We start from the raw sequence: 19,018 nt of genomic DNA, 5'->3' as shown, positions 1-19,018 counted from the left end.
CGCCGGGCGGCGGGCACGGCACGTCCCGCCGGCTCTTGCTTCGAGCGGACTCGAAGGCGTTGGCTTGGCGGTCATGAAGTACACGCAGCTCGGACGCACCGGACTCAAGGTCAGCCGACTCGTCCTCGGCACGATGAACTTCGGCCCGCAGACCGACGAGGCCGACAGCCACGCCATCATGGACGCGGCACTGGACGCGGACCTGAATTTCTTCGACACGGCGAATGTGTACGGGTGGGGCGAGAACAAGGGCCGCACCGAGGAGATCATCGGCAGCTGGTTCGCCAAGGGCGGCGACCGCCGCGACAAGGTGGTCCTCGCCACCAAGATGTACGGGAACATGGGCGCCGACGGCGCGGCCTGGCCCAATCACGACAAACTGTCCGCGGTGAACATCCGGCGCTCCGTCGACGCCTCGCTGAAGCGCCTGCGGACGGACCGGATCGACCTCTACCAGTTCCACCACATCGACCGGAACACCCCCTTCGAGGAGATCTGGCAGGCGATCGACGTCCTGGTCCAGCAGGGCAAGATCCTCTACGCGGGTTCCTCGAACTTCCCCGGTTACAAGATCGCGCAGGCCAACGAGCTCGCCGCCCGGCGCGGCTCGCAGGGCCTGGTCAGCGAACAGTGCATCTACAACCTGATGGAACGCCGGGCCGAGATGGAGGTCATCCCGGCCGCGCAGGAGTACGGCCTCGGCGTCATCCCGTGGTCCCCGCTCCACGGCGGGCTGCTCGGGGGTGTGCTGAGGAAGGAGCGCGAGGGCACGGCGGGGCGCTCGGGCTCCGGCCGCAGCGCGGACGCGCTGAAGGACGCGGCTCAGCGCGCGCGGATCCAGTCCTACGAGGACCTCGTCGACAAGCACGGCCTGGAACCGGGCGAGGCCGGCCTCGCCTGGCTGCTGACCCGGCCGGGTGTGACGGGGCCGATCGTCGGCCCGCGCAACCGGGAGCAGTTGGACTCGGCGCTGCGGGCGCTGGAGCTGGACCTCTCCGCGGAACTGCTGGCCTCGCTGGACGAGATCTTCCCGGGGCCGGGTCCGTCGCCGGAGGCATTCGCCTGGTGACGAGGCCGGTGACGGCGGGCCGGCGGGCCCGTCGTCACCCTGCGGGCGGGCCTCTCCGACGGTCCGCCGTCCGGTCCGGCACCGGCCTCGCCGAGTTCCCGAGAACGGCGTCGGACCGTTCCGGATCCCGTACACATCCGAATCCGCGTCCGTGCGCCGCAGGGTGCCTCCCGGCTCCGGGTGCGCTCAGGCCGGGTGGGCTTCGGCTCCCGGCCACTCGCGGGCCATCGCGAGGGCGCGGCCGACGAAGCGCAGGGTGGGGGCGGACACACCCGGATCGCGGAGGTGTTCGGCCGCCTTGAGCGCCAGCCGCCACGCCATGAGGTTGTCCTGGTGGCGGCCCTGTCTCAGCAGGAAGGGCTCCGAGAGCCACGCCAGTTGCCAGACCAGCGCGTACCATCCGCGCCTCGCGGCGAGTGACTGGACGTCCGCGATCAGGCCGTACTCGGCCTCGAACCACGCAAGTGCGCTCGCCGCGTCGTGGACCACGTCGGAGGGCCTGTCCGCTCCGGGGATCGGCAGCCCCATGGTCTCCCGGTGCGGGCTGAGCAACCGGTCGGCCCGGTGGGCGGTGTGGAGACAGAAGTCGGCCAGGCGCCTCAGCGCGCGGTCCCTGGCAACGGCCCCCAGCGTCATGCGACCGTGTTCCACCGCGAAGAGCCGGATGAGGTCGTGCATGACGTACCGCCCGGGGTTCTGCTGCTGCACCAGGTGGGCCGCGCCGAGCCGGTGCAGCAGCACACGCGTACGCGGCGGGGGCAGGTCCGCGAGGCTGGCGGCCGCGTCCAGGCTGATGTCGGAACTCGGGGCCAGCCCGAGCAGGTCGAACATCCTTGCCGATTCCTCGTCGAGCGCCGAGCGGGAGGAGGCGAACACCGCGCGCAGGTCGGTGGAGAGCTCGCCGGTGGCCAGTGCGTCGAGCCTCGTCACCTCGCATTGGAGTTCCTTGGCGACGACCGACAGCGAAAATCCGGGATGCGTGGCCGCTCTGGTCGCCAGAATGCCCAGGGCGAGCGGGAGGCCCGCGCTGTGCGAGAGGAACGCGTCGACGGCGTCCGTCTCGTCGTCGAGCCGGTCGGAGCCCAGCCGCTCGGCCAGCAGTTCACGCGCGTCCTCGTCCGCGAAGGCGCCGAGGGTGAGAGCACGCGTCCGGGAAGTGGTGTGCAGCCCCGCCAGTGTGTTGCGGCTGGTGATCAGCGTGGTGCAGTACGGACCACCGGGCAACAGGGGTGCCACCTGTGCCGTGTCACGGGCGTTGTCCAGCACGATCAGCATGCGCTTCTTGGCGACCAGGGACCGGTACAGGCCCGTCTGCGCGTGCACCCCGGCCGGAATCGCGGCAGGCGGGACGCCCAGGGCGCCGAGCAGCCCCCGGAGGACCGCGGTCGGCGAAATCGGTCCCTCGGTGTGGTCGAATCCGCGCAGGTCGACGTAGAGCTGCCCGTCGGAGAACCGGCTGAGGTGCCGGTATGCCCAACGTAACGCCAGCCAGGTCTTGCCGACCCCGCCCATGCCCCCGATCACCGTCACCACCGCGGCGTTCTCGGCCTCCGCTTCCTCGCCGACCATCTCGTCCAGGACCGAGAGTTCGCGTTCACGGCCGACGAAGGGGGTCGGCAGCGCCGGCAACTGACGGGGGACCGTGGTGAGGATCTCCGGATCGCGGTTGCCCGCGCCCTTCAGCCCGGGGGCCGCCGACAGCACTTGGCGGTGCAGTGCCTGGAGGTCGGGGTTCGGGTCGATGCCGAGTTCGCCCACGAGCCGGTCGCGGATCGCCTCGTAGGTTTCGAGCGCCTCGACCTGACGCCCCGCCTGGTAGAGAGCCGTCACCAGCTGCCCCGCGAGCCGTTCGTCCAGCGGCCGGACCGCCATCAGGCTGCGGAGTTCCGGCAGGAGTGCCTCGCCCTCCCCCAGGGCGATCCGGATGTCGTTGTACTGCAGCGCCGCGGCGACCCGCTCGGCATCCAGCCGGGTGCGGACGCTCTCGACCCACGCACCGGTGAGCCCGGAAAGGGCATCGTCCTGCCACAGGCCGAGCGCGGTGTGCAGGAGGTCGCCCGCCTCACCGTCGTCGGCGACCCGGGCGGCCTCGGTGAGGCGTCGGAAGCTGTGCACGTCGATTCGCTCGTGGTCGGCTTCCAGCACGTATCCGCCGGCATGCCGCACCACTTCCATTCCGGCCGCCTGCCCACCCGGCTCGCGCAGGGCGGACCTGATGCGCGCCACGTAGCTGTAGAGGGTGGAACGGACCGTGCGAGGCGGTTCCTCGCCCCAGACCCGGTGTATCAACTGCTCGATGGGCACGACACGTCCCGCGTCAAGCAGCAGAACTGCCAGTACACAACGCTGCTTTGCCGAACCGAGATCAATCCGCTGCTCGCCCGCGTAGCCCATCACGGGGCCCAGCAACTGAAATCTCACGTGGCCCCCTGCCGTCATCGCGGGACCGAAGAACCGCGACGCCTCCGCTGGAAAGATCATGGTAGGTCAGGAACTTCTGTCGAGCCAGGGCACGGCGGAGTCCGGACATCCTTTGCCTTCGGGGCTCGGAACACGCGCTTTGCAGCGTTATCGACCCGATGGGGATTCGGGCCCCGGCGGGCGGGTTTTCGTCGGACCGGCATCCGTATCCGCTGCCGTCGTCCGGCCGGATAACGGAGGGACTCCGGCGTGTCCGAGCCCCCGCATACCGGTCCGGCATGACGCCGCATGAACCCGATTCCGGCAAGTCCGAAACCATGGGGATCCCGGTTCGGCGGCGACCGCACATCACGGAGGGCAGGCCGGTGGCACTCCTCGCCCGGCCCCGCGGGGGAAGCGGCCCGATGATCACCGGCCGCCGGACGAAATCGGCATGTTCAGGAGAGGGGACGGCATCCGGGAAGGGGGCCGGGAGGAACTTGCAGATTCCTTGAGAACCGCTTCAAGGAACGTTCAAGGAACCTTCCTCGTCGGCATGGCACCGTCCAACCGCGGTCATTTTCTGCCGCAGGGAAAGCACTCATTCCACTGACTGAAGGTGAGATTCCCCATGGGCACTGCCATGCTTCTGGAAAACGACGCCGAGACCATCGAGCTCAGCGAGCTGGACCTCGACATCCAGATCATCCCGGGCGCGTCCGTCTCGGAGGACACCAAGCCCATGATGTCGATGGGCCAGGACTGCGGCACCGTCAACTGTGCCCCGACCCAGAGCGGCGCCACCCACTCCTGCTCGCTCCTCTCCATGTGCAGGTCGTGCTGCTGACCGAGGACTGTCCCGCCGGCGGGAACTGAGGGCTGCCCCGCCGCCCCTGGCGGGACAGCCCTCGGCAAGGTAGTGGGAGGCCTCCTGCCGGCACCGCGCACGCCCGGCAGGGGGCCTTTCTCGTTGGATGAAGCGCGTGAGGATGAGGAATTGGAACCGGAGAAGAGCTACGCAGTCGGCGAACCCGTCATGTGCCGGATCTCCTCGCGATCCCGGAAGGATTTCGATTTCGTGGGTCCGGACGCACCCGGTGGTTCGGATGCGACGGACGACGATTTGATTCAATACATCGGGCTGCTCATGAAGGATCCCGTCCTCCGTGAAGGCATAGCAGTCTCCAGCACCTCACTCCTCGAAACGGCCGAACGCATCACTCACGGATTTCCCGTGAAGCGGAAGAAATTGATGAGTTCGGCCGTCTCCCTGACCCGATACATGCTTCGCATGACCGGGCGCACGACACCTTTCGGTCTGTTCGCGGGAATTACCAGGGCATCGGTCGGCGTCACCGGAAGTGTCGGCCCGATGATGCCGGATCGAAAGTCCGTCCGACTGGACAGCGAATGGCTCCACAGAATGACCGCTCAGTGGCTGGAGGATCCCTCGACGCGGCACCGGGTCACGGTCACGTTCAACAATCTGTGCTTCGTCCGCGGAAACCGCTTGATACTTCCCTACACCCGCTCCGGAGTCGGCGACGAGGCACTCTCCGGCACATCACGTCTCAGCGGCGAATTCTCGGTCCGTCATACCGCTGTCGTTTCCTGGATTCGGTCACGGACGAGCAAAGCGATGGCATACTCCTCGCTGCTGGACGAGGCAGCGGACAAGTTCGGTGAATCCGCACTCGAAAAGATCGACGACATGATGGCCGGGCTCATCCGGCACGAACTGCTGTTGACTTCGTTCGCTCCCGCGCATCCGAACGAAACACCCCTGCGCAGCGCGATGACCGCGCTCGGCCCGGACTCCCCCGCAACACCCCGCATGGTCGCCGTCTCGGAATCCCTGGAGGCGTACGCACGTCTCGCTCCGGGGGACGGAATCGAGAGCTGGCGGGACATTCTGGAACGTGTCCCCGCCGTCGAGGACAGCGGCCGTCCGCCCGTCCAGGTGGATCTGCTCTCCGGGCTGTCGGTCACCCTGCCCCGATCCGTGCTGGACGAAGCGGAGGCGTACGCGTCCGCGATGTGGTCGATCGCGCCGGAGCGGGCGCCCAACTCCCATTGGAACGAGTACCGGAACGCCTTTCTCGAAAAATACGGCACGGCACGTTCCGTTCCGATCGGACGACTCGTCGATCCGCATGCGGGACTCGGATTTCCGGCGTCCTATCAGAACCCGTCCTCGCACCGGAGCCTCACGCACCAACACCCGGAAACGGACTCCGATCGCGAAGAGAAACTGGCGTCACTGCTGCAGGAGGGCCTCGGTCGCGACACCCGGGAAATACGCCTCGGCCGTCAGGACATCCTCGATCTGTCGGGAGACCGGAAGCCGCGCGTTCCCACCGCGATGGAACTGAGCTTCCAGGTACTCGCACGCGACCTGGAAGCACTCAACTCGGGGGCTTTCGAGCTTCTCGCGACACCGCTGACCGGAAGCGTCACCGCGGGCGCCACGACCGGGCGGTTCGCCGGCGTCACCGGGAGCACGGACGAACTGGCGAGGCTCATGGCCGCACCGGACCCCGACGCGATCACGGCCCAGGTGTTCTTCATGCCCAGAACGCCCAGGCTCTTCAATCTCGTCCAGGTCCCGGCCGTCGCACCGTACAAGATCCATCTGGGCACCTTCCACGATCCGGCCGATCCGTCGAACATCGACTGGCGCGACCTCTGCGTGGCGGACGACGGGCACCGCATGCGCCTGTACTGGCAGAAGACCGGCCAGGAAGTCGTCTCGGTTCTCCCGCACATGCTCAACGTGCGGGATCACGCACCCAACATCGCGCGGTTCCTCGCGGAATTCCGGTACGGCGGCGAGTCCAAGATGTGGCAGCCCTGGGACTGGTCCGGCCAGAAGCACGCCCCGCAGTTGCCACGCGTGCGCTTCGGAAGAACCGTGGCCTCGCCCCTCCAGTGGAACGTCGACGGCAAACTCCGACGCGCCGCCACCGACCGGAGGACTTGGAGAGCCTCGCTCGACGACTGGCGCGAGAAGTTCGACGTGCCCGACCGGATCAACGTCGCCACGTACGACCGCGTGTACGGAATCGATCTCAGCAACGCCTTCCAACAGGAGATGCTGCGGCGCGAGATCTCCAGGAATCCCGACACCAGGGTGTCGGAGGACAGGAACTCCAGCCGCCGGGAATTCGACTGGATCCACGGGCGCAGCAATGAATTCATCGTTCCGCTCCTGCCCCGGGCGAAGAAGGAAAAGCACTCGCACTTCACCATGCCGGCCGTGTTCGACGAGACCCTTCACCTTCCCGGAGGCGAGTGGATCTTCGCGAAGCTCTACTCCTCCGAGTCGACCCAGAACGAACTCCTCTCGACCTTCGTATCAGCGCTCGTACGGGACGTGGCCGACTCCATCGACCGATGGCACTTCATCCGGTACGCCGATCCGGACCCGCATCTGAGAATCCGCTTTCATGGCGACCCCGAGAGGATCTGCCAGAAGGTTCTTCCCGCCTTGTTCCGTCACACGCGGACGATGAGGAGTGCGGGACTGCTCCGGGACGTGCAACTGGGCTCCTACGAACCCGAGGTGTCACGGTACGGGGGCCCGGAAGCGATCGTCCCGGCGGAACAACTCTTCTGTGTCGACAGCCAGTCGGTGCTCGCGCAATTGTCCGCCGCCAAGAAGGACATCCCGTCGGAAGTCCTCCTGGTGGCCAACTACGCGACACTTCTGGAATCCCTGGGGAAATGGGACTGGTGCGAGTGGGCGGCGCATGTCGCGCCCAGGAGTTCCGGTCCGGTTTCCGTCCCCCGGGACTTCGTCGACATGGCCACCGCGCTCATACGTCCCGGCGGTACGGCCCAACAGCTCGCCGAGGCCACCGGTGTCGCCGCGCTCAAGCCCTTCTGGGAGAACTCCGCGGTGGCGCGGGAGTACGGGAGCCACGTCCTCCGCGTCCGGAACGGGCGGCGTGACACGGACTCCCGGAACACGGCACTCGTCGGCCTGCTCCATATGCAGCACAACCGCCTGTTCGGCACGGACGTCCCACACGAGCGAAGGACCCTGACGCTCCTGGAAAAAGCGTCGCGCGCCCTCAACGCCACCTCGTGAAGAAGGAGAAGGAAAGTGGCTCGCACGTACGCGCAGGAAGCCCTCCGCATTTCCGACCTCATCGCGGAGAAGCTCGCGGATCCGGCCAGGGTGCACGATCAGGTGTGGGCACCCGAGGAACTGCTCCCGGAGAGCCAGAGATGGTATCCGCTCTCCCTCGGTTCAGGACTCACCGGAATTTCCCTCCTCTTCAGCAACCGCATCGAAAGGGACCCGGGCAGCGCGGCATTCACGCACAAGTACCTCGCCGAATCGCTCGCCGCTCTCCGGCGCACCGACCGTATCAAGGGCCTTTACAACGACGTCAGCTCCCTGGCGTTCGCCACCTGGGTCGCACATCGCGCGACCGGTGGATACGTCCAGGCGGTCGGGAAACTCGACACACATGTCCGGTACGTTTCCGAAACCATGGTCTCCATGGTCGGCGACGGCCCCTGCCGGAGCTTTCAGGACTTCGATGTGCTTTCGGGTCTGACCGGCATCGGGCGTTACCTGCTCATGCGGAAGGACACCATGGGCGAAGAGCTCGAAGGAGTTCTTTCCGCCCTGGTGCGGATGGCGTCCGATGTGGAGTACGGCGGCTCGCGGGTGCCCGGGTACTGGTCCCTGGTGCCGCCGACCGCCGATCCGGACAGGGCTCTGCCCTTCGGCGCGGACGGCCATCTCAACCTGGGCCTGGCCCACGGGATCGCGGGCCCCCTCGCCCTGTTGTCCCTCTCGTGGTCGGCCGGCGTCGTCGTCGACGGGCAGCGCGGTGCCGTGGAGAGGCTCGTGGGGCTCCTCGACGACTGGAGCCTCCGGGACGAACGCGGGGTCTTCTGGCCCGGGTGGGTGAGCTTCGACGAGTGGCGAGCCGGCGAAGTGGGCCCGTGGCGCAGGAAGCGTCCCTCGTGGTGCTACGGCTCGCCGGGGGTGTCGCGTGCCCTGCAACTGGCCGGGCACGCCCTCGGCCGTCCGGACTGGTCGGACCTGGCGGTCCGTTCGGTCGCCTCCCAGCTGAGCGTCCCCCCGTCCGACTGGGTCGTGCACGATGCCTCCGCCTGCCACGGCTGGGCCGGTGCTCTCCACCTGCTCCAGTTCTTCGAGGAGGACTGTCCGCAGGTGTCGCGGGTCCTCGACGACATCGTCGTCGGCATCATCGGATCCTTCGACACGGACAGTGCCTTCGGGCTGCGCTTCACGGTGGAGGGCTCGGACGGAACGGCGGACTTCCCCGGATTCCTCGACGGAGCCGCGGGGGTGGGCCTCGCCCTGGAGTCGTACGCACGAGGAAACACGACGGCCGGGGAATGGGGGGCCGCCCTGCTCACCGTGTGACAGCCGTTCCGGCTCGGAGCCCGTCCCCGACGGGCTCCGGCCGCCGTCTTGGCAGATTGGGACTCGTATGCCGTTCGACACGGCACAGGCACGAAGAATCCTCGCGCTCTTCGCCCCCTACCGATCACGCCTGTTCACCGTGGTCGGCCTCATCGTCGTCGCCTCATCGATCTCGCTGAGCTCTCCCTTCCTCATACGCGAGATAATCGACACCGCCATTCCGCAGAGGCGCGGCGGACTGCTGTCGGCGCTGGCCGTCGGCATGCTCGCGGTCATCACGGTCACGGAATCCCTGCAGGTCTGGCAGGCGTGGATGTCCACCACCGTGGGGCAGCGGGTCATCAACGACCTGCGCGTGTCCGTCTACAGCCACCTGCACCGGCTCTCCCTGAACTTCTTCATCAGGACGCACTCCGGTGAGTTGCAGTCCCGGATAGCCAACGACATCGGCGGCGTGCAGTCGTTCGTGACGAACACCGCGGCTGCCGCCGTCAACTGCGTGACCACGCTGCTGGCGACCGCCGTGGCGATGTTCGTTCTCGACTGGCGGCTCGCCTGCATCTCGCTCGCCCTGCTTCCGGTGGTCGCCCTGGTGAGCCTGAGCGTCGGCAGAGCACGCAGAAGGATCATGCAAACGCGTCAGGAGAAGATGGCGTCCCTCACGTCGCACGTGGACGAATCGCTGTCCGTGGACGGCATCGTCCTCGGGCGGACCATGGGCCGGTCCGCCGCGTTGGTCGAGAAGTTCGCCGTGCGCTCCCGCGAACTTGCCGACCTCGATGTCCGGGCGGCGGTGACGGGACGCTGGCGCATCGCCCAGCTGTCCATCGCCATGGCCTCTCTTTCCGTGTTCCTCTACTGGGGTGCCGGGCTGGCTTCCGCGTACGGGAGCTCCTCCCTCTCGATCGGGACCCTCGTCGCCTTCGTGACCCTCCAGGCCGCCCTGCTCGGGCCCGCGATGTCGCTCGCACAGCTCGGTGTCGAACTGCAGACCAGCCTGGCGCTGTTCACCAGGATCTTCGAGTACCTGGACCAGGAACCCGAGGTCGTGGAGAAGCCGACGGCCCTGTCCGTGCCCAGAGCGGAGATCAGGGGCTCCTTCCGTCTGCGCGATGTCGATTTCCGTTACTCCGCCGATGCCGAGCCTGCTCTCCGGGGAATCTCCCTGGACATCCCCGCCGGATCCCGCATCGCCATCGCGGGTGAGACGGGGTCGGGGAAGTCGACCCTGGCCCGGTTGCTGGCCCGGCTGTACGACCCGACACGCGGCAGGGTCACCCTGGACGGCGAGGACCTGAGGGATCTGACGTTCGAGACCCTGTCGGACGCGGTCGCCGTCGTGTCGCAGGACCCGTTTCTCTTCCACGCGAGCATCGCCGAGAACCTGAGGATTGCCAAGCCCGACGCCGAGGGCCGGGAACTGATGGACGCCTGCGCGGCCGCCGGTATCCACGCCCGCATATCCGAGCTGCCGGACGGCTACGACACCACGGTCGGCGAGCGCGGCCATCAGCTGTCAGGAGGGGAGAAGCAGCGGCTCTCGATCGCACGCGCACTGCTGCGCGACGCACCGGTGCTGGTCTTCGACGAGGCGACCAGCGCCCTGGACAGCAGGACCGAGCGCGACATCCAGCAGTCGCTCGACCGCGTGTCCGAGGGACGTACGGTGATCACCATCGCCCACAGGCTCTCCACCATCCGCGACGCCGACCGCATCGCGGTGCTCCACCGGGGCCGTCTCGTGGAGTTCGGCTCGCACGACGAGCTGGTGGCGTCCGGTGGGAAGTACGCCGACCTGTGGACGCTCATGCACCGTGCGGAGCCCCACGCCACCGGGGAGCCCGTCGGATGACCTCCGACCGGAACGCGGGCACGGCAGCCCAGTCGCAGCGGGCCGGCAGGCCCTGAGCGGGGCCGGGGACTCGGGCGGTGGCTTCCGCCCCGTTCCGGACCCGGCCGCCGCGGGCCGTGCGTGCGGTTCTCCCGCGCACGGCTCCGGCACACCTCACCGGACCCGGTACGGGCCGCACGGCCCGACCGCCGACGCCGGCCGTACGCGTCACTGGCCGACGGCGGCTGCCACGGCGACGACGACGAACATCAGCACGAGCACGGCCGCCATGATGCGGTTTCTGGTCTTCGGATCCACTCGTCGAGCCTAACCGTCGCGCTCAGCGGCCCAGCGCCCAGGATGCGTGCACCTCGTACCGGGGCCGCTCGCCCGACACCCCGCTCACCGGCAGGTTGCTGCGGACGAGGGCGACCTCACCGACCTGCCACGAGGTGCCCTCGAAACCCCCGAGGGCCTCGGCGAAGGGGCGCAGGTCGGTCTCGGTGCGGCTGCGGGCGAGGGTGAGGTGCGGGCTGTAGCGCCGGTGCTCGTCCATCGGGACGCCGGACCTGCGGGCCGCGGCGTCGGCGCGTTCGGCGAGGAGCCGCAGGGTGTCGAGCGCCCCCGCCGCCCCCGTCCACAGGGCCCGGCCGCCGAACCGTCCGGCGCCGTGGAGGCGCAGCGGGAAGGGTTCGGTGCGGCGCGCGGCGCGGGCCAGGCGGGTGTGGAGTTCGGGCAGCAGTTCCTCGTCCACGTTCCCGAGGAAGGCGAGCGTGAAGTGCCAGTTCGGCACCGCCGTCCAGCGCAGCCGGTCGGCACCGGGGAGCGCGTGCAGGGCGGAGACCGCGCGGCGCAGCTCCTGGACGGCTGGTTCGGGCGGGAGAACGGCGACAAAGAGTCTGAGGCTGCTCATGGGCCGAGTCTCGCACCGCACGGCGGGCGCCATGTCTTCCGCGGCGCAGCGGACGGCGTGCACGGGTCGAGGCCGACCGTGCTGTTCGGGACGGGCATCGGCCTCTCCGACACCGCGGTCGGCCTCGTCCTGCGCACCGACGGCTTCCCCTGCGACTGACGCCCCGCACGACACGGCCCCCGACCGGTACCGGTCGGGGGCCGTGTCGTGGGTGCGGGTCCGGGCGGGCCTCAGGCCGCCGCGGCGAGCTCCTCGCGGGGCACGAAGCGGACGTGCGGGCGGCCGGGGCGCAGGTCGACCCGGAGCCGCAGGCCGCCGACGCGGGCGAGCATGAGGCCGACGCCGAGCGCCGCCGCGAGCGAGAGCGCACCGCCCACGGCCATGCCGGTACGGACCCCGTAGGCGTCGCTGATCCAGCCGACGATCGGGGCGCCCACCGGCGTACCGCCGACGAAGACCATCATGTACAGGCTCATGACCCGGCCGCGCATCTCCGGGTCGGCGGCCATCTGGACGCTGGTGTTCGCGCTGATGTTGGTGGTGAGGCCGATCATGCCGATCGGGACCAGCAGGATCGCGAAGATCCAGACGGCCGGTGCCAGCGACGCGATGATCTCCAGCAGGCCGAAGGCGGTGCCCGCGGCCACCAGCATCCGCAGCCGGGAGGAGCGGCGGCGGGCGGCGAGCAGGGCTCCGGCGAGGGAGCCGGCCGCCATGAGGATGTTGAAGAACGAGTACATCCCGGCACCGCCGTGGAAGATCTCGTCCGCGAAGGCGGTGAGCCAGATCGGGAAGTTGAACCCGAACGTGCCGACGAAGCCGACCAGGACGATCGGCCAGATCAGCTCGGGGCGGCCGGAGACGTAGCGCAGGCCCTCGCGCAGCTGTCCCTTGGCACGGGGCACGACGGTGGCCTTGTGGAGTTCGTTCGGGCGCATCAGCATCAGGCCGATGAGCGGTGCGGCGAAGGAGAGGCCGTTGAACATGAAGGCCCAGCCGCTGCCGACCGTGGTGATCAGGACACCGGCGACGGCGGGGCCGATGAGCCGGGCGGACTGGAAGTTCGCCGAGTTGAGGCTCACCGCGTTGCGGAGCTGGTCGGGGCCGACCATCTCGGAGACGAACGACTGGCGGGCCGGGTTGTCGACGACCGTCACCATGCCGAGCAGGAAGGCGATGAGGTAGACGTGCCACACCTGGACGACCCCGGAGAGCGTGAGCACCGCGAGGGCGATCCCGCACAGGCCGAGCGCCGCCTGGCTGACGAGGAGGAGCTTCCGCTTGGGCACCCGGTCGGCTATGACGCCGCCGTACAGGCCGAAGAGGAGCATCGGGAGGAACTGGAGGGCCGTGGTGATGCCGACGGCGGCGGCGGATCCGGTGAGGCTCAGGACGAGCCAGTCCTGCGTGATGCGGGACATCCAGGTACCGGTGTTGGAGATCACGGCGCCCGTGGCGAACAGGCGGTAGTTGCGGATCTTCAGCGACGAGAAGGTCCCGCCGGGCTTGCTCTCGTGGGTGGAAGTCGGTGCGGGGGCGGAGTCTGCTCCGGATCCCGTACTCAAAGGGGTTCGCCTCCTCGGGCGTATGCGGCTCTCCGACTGACGGGACGCGCCGGGCGGCCGCGGTCCGCGCGGCCGGCCCCGCTACAGGTGGGCGAGCTTCTCCAGCACGGGCGCCGCCTTGCGCAGCGTCTCCCACTCGTCCTCGTCCAGGCCCTCGGCGAGCGTGGTCAGCCAGGCGTTCCGCTTGGCGCGGCTCTCTTCGAGCATGGCCTCGGCCTGCTCGGTCTGGCTGACCATCTTCTGGCGACGGTCATCGGGGTGCGGTTCCAGTCTGACCAGTCCCTTCGCTTCCAGCAGCGCGACGATGCGGGTCATCGACGGCGGCTGCACGTGCTCCTTGCGGGCCAGCTCACCGGGGGTGGCCGAACCGCAACGGGCCAGAGTGCCGAGCACCGACATCTCGGTGGGGCTCAGCGACTCGTCGACGCGCTGGTGCTTGAGGCGCCGGCCGAGCAGCATCACCGCGGAACGGAGGGAACTCACGGCGGCCGCACTGTCGCCGTCGTGGATCAGGTCAGGCATGTTTATTAGCATAACTCATTACCTACCCTAAAGACCATTCGTGTGACTCCGTCACGACCGGATCGCCCAATCGCTCACCCGAACGAGTGAGTCGGATCCGGAAAGCGACATGAAACCGCTTCCCGGGCAGGTAACCCTGCTTGTCATGGGATCGACTGTGCTGAGCCTGCGGATAGACGGTGAGTTGCTCGACCGGCTCCGGCAGCACGCCGCCAGACGCGGAATGAGCGTCCAGGACTATGTCGTCCGGACGCTCATTCGCGATGACTTCGACGAGCGCTTCAAGGCGGCCGTCGACGAGACGGAGAAGTTCTACGCGGCGGAGGGCGCCGCCGGGGTCCCGGCCGAGGGTTCGGACGGGGTCCGGGCGGAGGGGACCGCGGGGATCGGGGCGGAGGACGTCACGTGAGGCCGAGGGCCGGCATCGCGTAGTAGAAGACGAAGACCGCCGAGACCGCGTACATGGCCGTCGGGACCTCGCGCCAGCGCCCGGCCGCCACCCGCAGCACGGAGAAGGCGATGAAGCCGATGCCGATGCCGTTGGTGATCGAGTACGTGAACGGCATCATCACCATGGCCAGGAAGGCCGGGACGGCGAGCGTGTAGTCGCTCCAGTCGATGTCCCGAACCGAACCCGAGATGATCAGGAAGCCCACCGCCAGCAGTGCCGGGGTGGCCGCCTGGGACGGGACCATGGTCGCCAGCGGTGTCAGGAACAGCGCCGCCGTGAACAGCAGCCCCGTCACGATGCTCGCGAGACCGGTACGGGCCCCCTCGCCGACCCCCGCCGTGGACTCCACGAAGCAGGTCGAGGCGGACGAGGAGCTCGCGCCGCCCGCGGCGACCGCGATGCCGTCCACGAACAGCACCTTGTTGATGCCCGGGAAGTTGCCGTCCTTGTCGGTCAGCTTCGCCTCGTCGCCGACGCCGAGGATGGTGCCCATCGCGTCGAAGAAGCAGGACAGCAGCACGGTGAAGACGAACAGGATGCCGGTGAGGATGCCGACCTTGTGGAATCCGCCGAACAGGTCGACCTGGCCGATCAGCCCGAAGTCCGGGGTGGCGACCGGGTTGCCCGGCCACTTCGGGACGGTCAGCCCCCACGCCTCGGCGGGCAGGCCCGCGATGGCGTTGACGATCAGCGCGAGGACCGTCATCGACACGATGGAGATCAGGATGGCGCCCGGCACCTTGCGGACGATCAGCGCCATGGTGAGCAGCGCGCCGATGACGAAGATCAGGACCGGCCAGCCGTTGAGGTGGCCGTCGGCGCCGAGCTGGAGCGGGACGGTGGTGTCCGCCTTGTCCTTGATGCGGGAGACGAAGCCGGAGTCGACGAGGCCGATCAGCAGGATGAACAGACCGATGCCGATCGCGATGCCCTTGCGCAGCGACCCGGGCACGGCGTGCATCACGCGTTCCCGCAGCCCGGTCGCGACCAGCAGCATGACCACGAAGCCCGCGAGCACCACCATGCCCATCGCCTCGGGCCAGGTCATCTTGGGCGCGATCTGGAGCGCGACGACGGTGTTGACGCCGAGTCCGGCGGCCAGCGCGATCGGCACATTGCCGATGACACCCATGAGGAGGGTGGAGAACGCCGCCGTCACCACGGTGGCGGTGACCAGCTGCCCGTGGTTGAGGTACTCCTGATTGATGTCCTTCGCGCCGCCGAGAATGATCGGGTTCAGCACGATGATGTATGCCATCGCGAAGAATGTGGCGAATCCACCGCGGATCTCGCGCGCGACCGACGACCCCCGCTCGGAGATCTTGAAGAAACGATCCAGGCCGCCCTGCGGCCGAGGGGCCGGTGACTGCACGGAATCGACCGGGGCGGTGGCCGAGGGGGACATGTATGACCTCAGTCGTACGTAGAGGGGAGTAGAAGTGGTCAGCTTTGGACTTTCACACGAATAATTCGAGACAGTCTTAAGCAGATTCAGTATGAATACATGAGGCGAAGATCGCTATCTCCGCGCGTAGACCCTTGCCGGGACTGGTCACGAGCCCGGTCGGACCCGCTTCGGGCGCCCGGTCCTCACCGGGGCCGGGAGGGCGGCGGGCGCGGCCCATACACTGAGGCCATGGCGAAGTGGACACCGAAGCACGAGGCGCCCGAGCCCCTGGAGGGGCCCGTCGTCGCCACCATCACCGGCGGCACGATCCTCTGGTTCGTCCTCTTCCTGGTCCAGCTCCCGTTCTACGGCTGGTTCGACGATCACGGGCACCTGTGGTGGCTGTGGACCTGCCTGGCCGGTGCCGGGCTCGGCCTGATCGGCATCTGGTACGTGCGCAAGCGCGACGCGGCGATCAAGCGGGCGGCTGCCGCCGCCGACGCGGACGGCTCGTCCACCACCCCCGCCACCGGCCCGTCCGCGCCGGGCGCCGGGGGCGCGACCGCCTGACCGCGCGCGGCCGACCGGCTCCGCCCACCGGACCGGCTACGTTCACCCGACCCCGCTCGCCCGGCTTCCGCAGGGCCGACCGCCACGACCCGACCGGCTTCCGCACGGCCGACCGCCACCCCACGGCTGCCCGACTCCGCGCAGTCGCTCGACCCCGCACGGTTGCCGTGAGCTGCGCGTTCCGTCAGGGACGCCTCGGGGTGCCGTACCCCCACGGGACCATTCCCCTCCTCCCCCGGTCTGATCTTCGGACCCCCCGATGGGTGATTCGCGCGTTCCCCCCGTACCGTCGGAACCATGACGCAGCGGGCATCCCATTCCTCCGGCGAGCAGACCCCCGAGGTCTCCGGCGCCGACGGCCGCCAGAGGTCGGCCATGATCGACGCCGGCGCCGAGCTCGACCCGGTCCATCCGGTGGAGCTGCCGGCCCCGGCCGCCAACACCCACGGGCTGACGGCGGCCGAGGTGGCCGAGCGGATCGCCCGCGGCGAGGTCAATGACGTACCCGTCCGTTCGTCCCGCTCCATCCGCGAGATCGTCCGCGCCAACGTCTTCACCCGGTTCAACCTGATCATCGGCGTGCTCTGGCTGATCATGCTGTTCGTGGCGCCGATCCAGGACAGCCTCTTCGGCTTCGTGATCATCGCCAACACCGGCATCGGCATCATCCAGGAGTGGCGCGCCAAGAAGACCCTGGACAGCCTCGCGGTCATCGGCGAGGCCAAACCCATGGTGCGGCGCGACGGGATCTCGGCCGAGATCTCCACCTCCGAGATCGTCCTCGGCGATCTCGTCGAGCTGAGTCCGGGCGACAAGGTGGTCGTGGACGGCGCGGTCGTCGAGGCCGACGGCCTGGAGATCGACGAGTCGCTGCTCACCGGCGAGGCCGACCCCGTGCTGAAGCGCCCCGGCGACCCCGTGATGTCCGGCAGCTTCGTCGTCGCGGGCGGCGGCTCGTTCTCCGCGACCAAGGTCGGCCGGGAGGCATACGCCGCGCAGCTCGCCGAGGAGGCGTCCCGCTTCACCCTCGTCCAGTCCGAGCTGCGCACCGGGATCTCCACCATCCTCAAGTACGTCACCTGGATGATGGTGCCCACCGCGATCGGGCTGGTGATCAGCCAGCTGGTCGTGAAGGACAACAACTTCAAGGAAGCGGTCGCCCGGACCGTCGGCGGCATCGTCCCGATGATCCCGGAGGGCCTGGTCCTGCTGACCTCGGTCGCCTTCGCGATCGGTGTCGTACGGCTCGGCCGCAAGCAGTGCCTGGTCCAGGAACTTCCCGCGATCGAGGGCCTGGCCCGTGTCGACGTCGTCTGCCTGGACAAGACCGGCACCCTCACCGAGGGCGGCATGGACGTCACCGAGGTCCGCGCCCTCGGCGACGCGCAGGACGCGTACGTCCGCCGCGTGCTGGGCGCCCTCGGCTCCTCCGACCCGCGGCCCAACGCCAGCCTCCAGGCCATCGTCGACGCCTGCCCGGACGGCCAGGAGTGGCGGTGCACCCAGACACTGCCGTTCTCCTCGGCCCGCAAGTACAGCGGTGCCGCGTTCGACGAGGGCGACGGCAGGGAGACGGCCTGGCTGCTCGGCGCCCCCGACGTGCTGCTGCCCGAGCAGGACCCGGCGCTCGACGAGATCGAGCAGCTCAACCGGCAGGGGCTGCGGGTGCTGCTGCTGGCCCGGACGCAGGGCGGGCTCGAAGGCTCGGACATCGCCGCCGGGGCCGTCCCGCACGCGCTGGTCGTCCTGGAGCAGCGGCTGCGGCCGGACGCCGGGGAGACCCTCGCCTACTTCGCCGACCAGAGCGTCGCCGCGAAGGTCATCTCCGGCGACAACGCGGTCTCGGTCGGCGCGGTCGCCGGAAAGCTGGGCCTGCCGGGTGCCGAGAACACCCTGGACGCGCGCCGGATGCCCACCGACCCGGACGAGATGGCCACGGCCATGGAACAGAACGCGGTCTTCGGCCGGGTCACCCCGCAGCAGAAGCGCGACATGGTCACGGCCCTCCAGTCCCGCGGCCACACCGTCGCGATGACCGGCGACGGCGTCAACGACGTGCTGGCCCTCAAGGACGCCGACATCGGCGTGTCCATGGGATCGGGCTCCGAGGCGACCCGGGCCGTCGCCCAGATCGTGCTGCTGAACAACAGCTTCGCGACGCTGCCGTCGGTCGTCGCCGAGGGCCGACGGGTGATCGGGAACATCACCCGCGTCGCCACCCTGTTCCTCACCAAGACCGTCTACTCGGTGCTGCTGGCGATCCTCGTGGTGTGCACCCAGGTCGACTACCCGTTCCTGCCGCGCCACCTGACCCTGCTGTCGACGCTGACGATCGGTGTCCCGGCCTTCTTCCTGGCGCTCGCGCCCAACAAGGAACGCGCCCATCCGCACTTCGTGCGCCGGGTCATGCGGTACGCGATCCCGTCGGGTGTCATCGCGGCCGCCGCCACCTTCGTGACGTATCTGCTCGCCCGTCACCACTACACCGGCGCGGACGCGCTGGAGGCGGAGACCAGCGCGGCGACCCTCACCCTGTTCCTGGTCTCGATGTGGGTCCTGGCGATCATCGCCCGTCCGTACACCTGGTGGCGGATCTGCCTGGTCGCGGCGATGGGGCTGGCGTTCCTGCTGGTGCTGGTGGTGCCGTGGCTCCAGGAGTTCTTCGCCCTGAAGCTGGTGGGGACGACGATGCCGTGGACCGCGGTGGGCATCGCGGTGGTCGCGTCCGTCGCGCTGGAGTACATCTGGCGGCTGGTCGGCCGCCGCTTCCCGGCGTAGGGCCGCCCCTCGCGCTGCCGCTCCCTCAGCCGCCTGCCGTGCGCCACGCGCGTACGGCAGGCGGCGGCGCATACGGGCACGTGCGGGAACGCGCACGGGCCGTGCCCGGGAGGACGGAGGCCGTC

At 69.0% G+C, this 19,018-nt stretch carries 13 protein-coding genes; 8 read left to right on the top strand and 5 right to left on the bottom strand.

Annotated features, from left to right (window positions below):
• The first annotated feature begins 73 nt into the window (after positions 1-73).
• Positions 74-1,069, top strand: a complete 996-nt coding sequence (locus ACFC79_RS08290) for an aldo/keto reductase (RefSeq protein WP_376236800.1) — start codon at positions 74-76, stop codon at positions 1,067-1,069.
• A 186-nt stretch (positions 1,070-1,255) separates the two neighbouring features.
• On the opposite strand, the gene ACFC79_RS08285 is transcribed toward ACFC79_RS08290, so the two are convergent.
• Entirely contained in the window at positions 1,256-3,490 is a 2,235-nt protein-coding gene (locus ACFC79_RS08285; RefSeq protein ID WP_376236798.1) for a BTAD domain-containing putative transcriptional regulator, read from the bottom strand.
• Positions 3,491-4,100: 610 nt separating this feature from the next.
• On the opposite strand from ACFC79_RS08285, the gene ACFC79_RS08280 reads away from it, so the two are divergent.
• The 4 genes from ACFC79_RS08280 to ACFC79_RS08265 all read left to right on the top strand — a co-directional run bounded on the left by ACFC79_RS08280 (position 4,101) and on the right by ACFC79_RS08265 (position 10,728).
• On the top strand, positions 4,101-4,316 hold the full coding sequence (locus ACFC79_RS08280) for a hypothetical protein (RefSeq protein WP_376236795.1): 216 nt from the start codon (positions 4,101-4,103) through the stop codon (positions 4,314-4,316).
• A 189-nt stretch (positions 4,317-4,505) separates the two neighbouring features.
• Entirely contained in the window at positions 4,506-7,559 is a 3,054-nt protein-coding gene (locus tag ACFC79_RS08275; RefSeq protein ID WP_376237492.1) for a lantibiotic dehydratase, read from the top strand.
• 15 nt (positions 7,560-7,574) lie between these two features.
• Positions 7,575-8,876, top strand: coding sequence for a lanthionine synthetase C family protein (locus tag ACFC79_RS08270; protein WP_376236792.1), 1,302 nt, complete (start codon positions 7,575-7,577; stop codon positions 8,874-8,876).
• Positions 8,877-8,943: 67 nt separating this feature from the next.
• A complete protein-coding gene (locus ACFC79_RS08265) occupies positions 8,944-10,728 on the top strand; it encodes an ABC transporter ATP-binding protein (protein WP_376236789.1) in 1,785 nt (594 codons plus the stop codon).
• Between the two features lie 319 nt (positions 10,729-11,047).
• Here the strand turns inward: ACFC79_RS08265 and thpR are convergent, their stop codons facing one another.
• The 3 genes from thpR to ACFC79_RS08250 all read right to left on the bottom strand — a co-directional run bounded on the left by thpR (position 11,048) and on the right by ACFC79_RS08250 (position 13,707).
• Positions 11,048-11,620, bottom strand: coding sequence for an RNA 2',3'-cyclic phosphodiesterase (gene thpR, locus ACFC79_RS08260; protein WP_376236787.1), 573 nt, complete (start codon positions 11,618-11,620; stop codon positions 11,048-11,050).
• Between the two features lie 230 nt (positions 11,621-11,850).
• Positions 11,851-13,185, bottom strand: a complete 1,335-nt coding sequence (locus ACFC79_RS08255; protein ID WP_376236784.1) for an MFS transporter — start codon at positions 13,183-13,185, stop codon at positions 11,851-11,853.
• 81 nt (positions 13,186-13,266) lie between these two features.
• Positions 13,267-13,707, bottom strand: a complete 441-nt coding sequence (locus ACFC79_RS08250) for a MarR family winged helix-turn-helix transcriptional regulator (RefSeq protein WP_073785628.1) — start codon at positions 13,705-13,707, stop codon at positions 13,267-13,269.
• Positions 13,708-13,852: 145 nt separating this feature from the next.
• Here ACFC79_RS08250 and ACFC79_RS08245 point away from each other — a divergent pair, with 145 nt between their 5' ends.
• Positions 13,853-14,116, top strand: coding sequence for a hypothetical protein (locus ACFC79_RS08245; RefSeq protein WP_376236781.1), 264 nt, complete (start codon positions 13,853-13,855; stop codon positions 14,114-14,116).
• Here the strand turns inward: ACFC79_RS08245 and ACFC79_RS08240 are convergent.
• Positions 14,109-15,563, bottom strand: coding sequence for an NCS2 family permease (locus ACFC79_RS08240; RefSeq protein WP_376236779.1), 1,455 nt, complete (start codon positions 15,561-15,563; stop codon positions 14,109-14,111). The two genes, ACFC79_RS08245 and ACFC79_RS08240, sit on opposite strands and share 8 nt — an antisense overlap.
• Positions 15,564-15,794: 231 nt before the next feature.
• On the opposite strand from ACFC79_RS08240, the gene ACFC79_RS08235 reads away from it, so the two are divergent.
• On the top strand, positions 15,795-16,115 hold the full coding sequence (locus ACFC79_RS08235; RefSeq protein WP_376236776.1) for a DUF2530 domain-containing protein: 321 nt from the start codon (positions 15,795-15,797) through the stop codon (positions 16,113-16,115).
• A gap of 297 nt (positions 16,116-16,412) precedes the next feature.
• Positions 16,413-18,893, top strand: a complete 2,481-nt coding sequence (locus tag ACFC79_RS08230) for a cation-translocating P-type ATPase (protein ID WP_376236774.1) — start codon at positions 16,413-16,415, stop codon at positions 18,891-18,893.
• Positions 18,894-19,018 lie beyond the last annotated feature (125 nt).

It is taken from the genome of Streptomyces sp. NPDC056061 (genome assembly GCF_042266885.1).
Classification (GTDB): Bacteria; Actinomycetota; Actinomycetes; order Streptomycetales; family Streptomycetaceae; genus Streptomyces.
The sequence above is the reverse complement of the archived record's forward strand: the minus strand, read 5'-3'. Positions and strand labels throughout refer to the sequence as shown.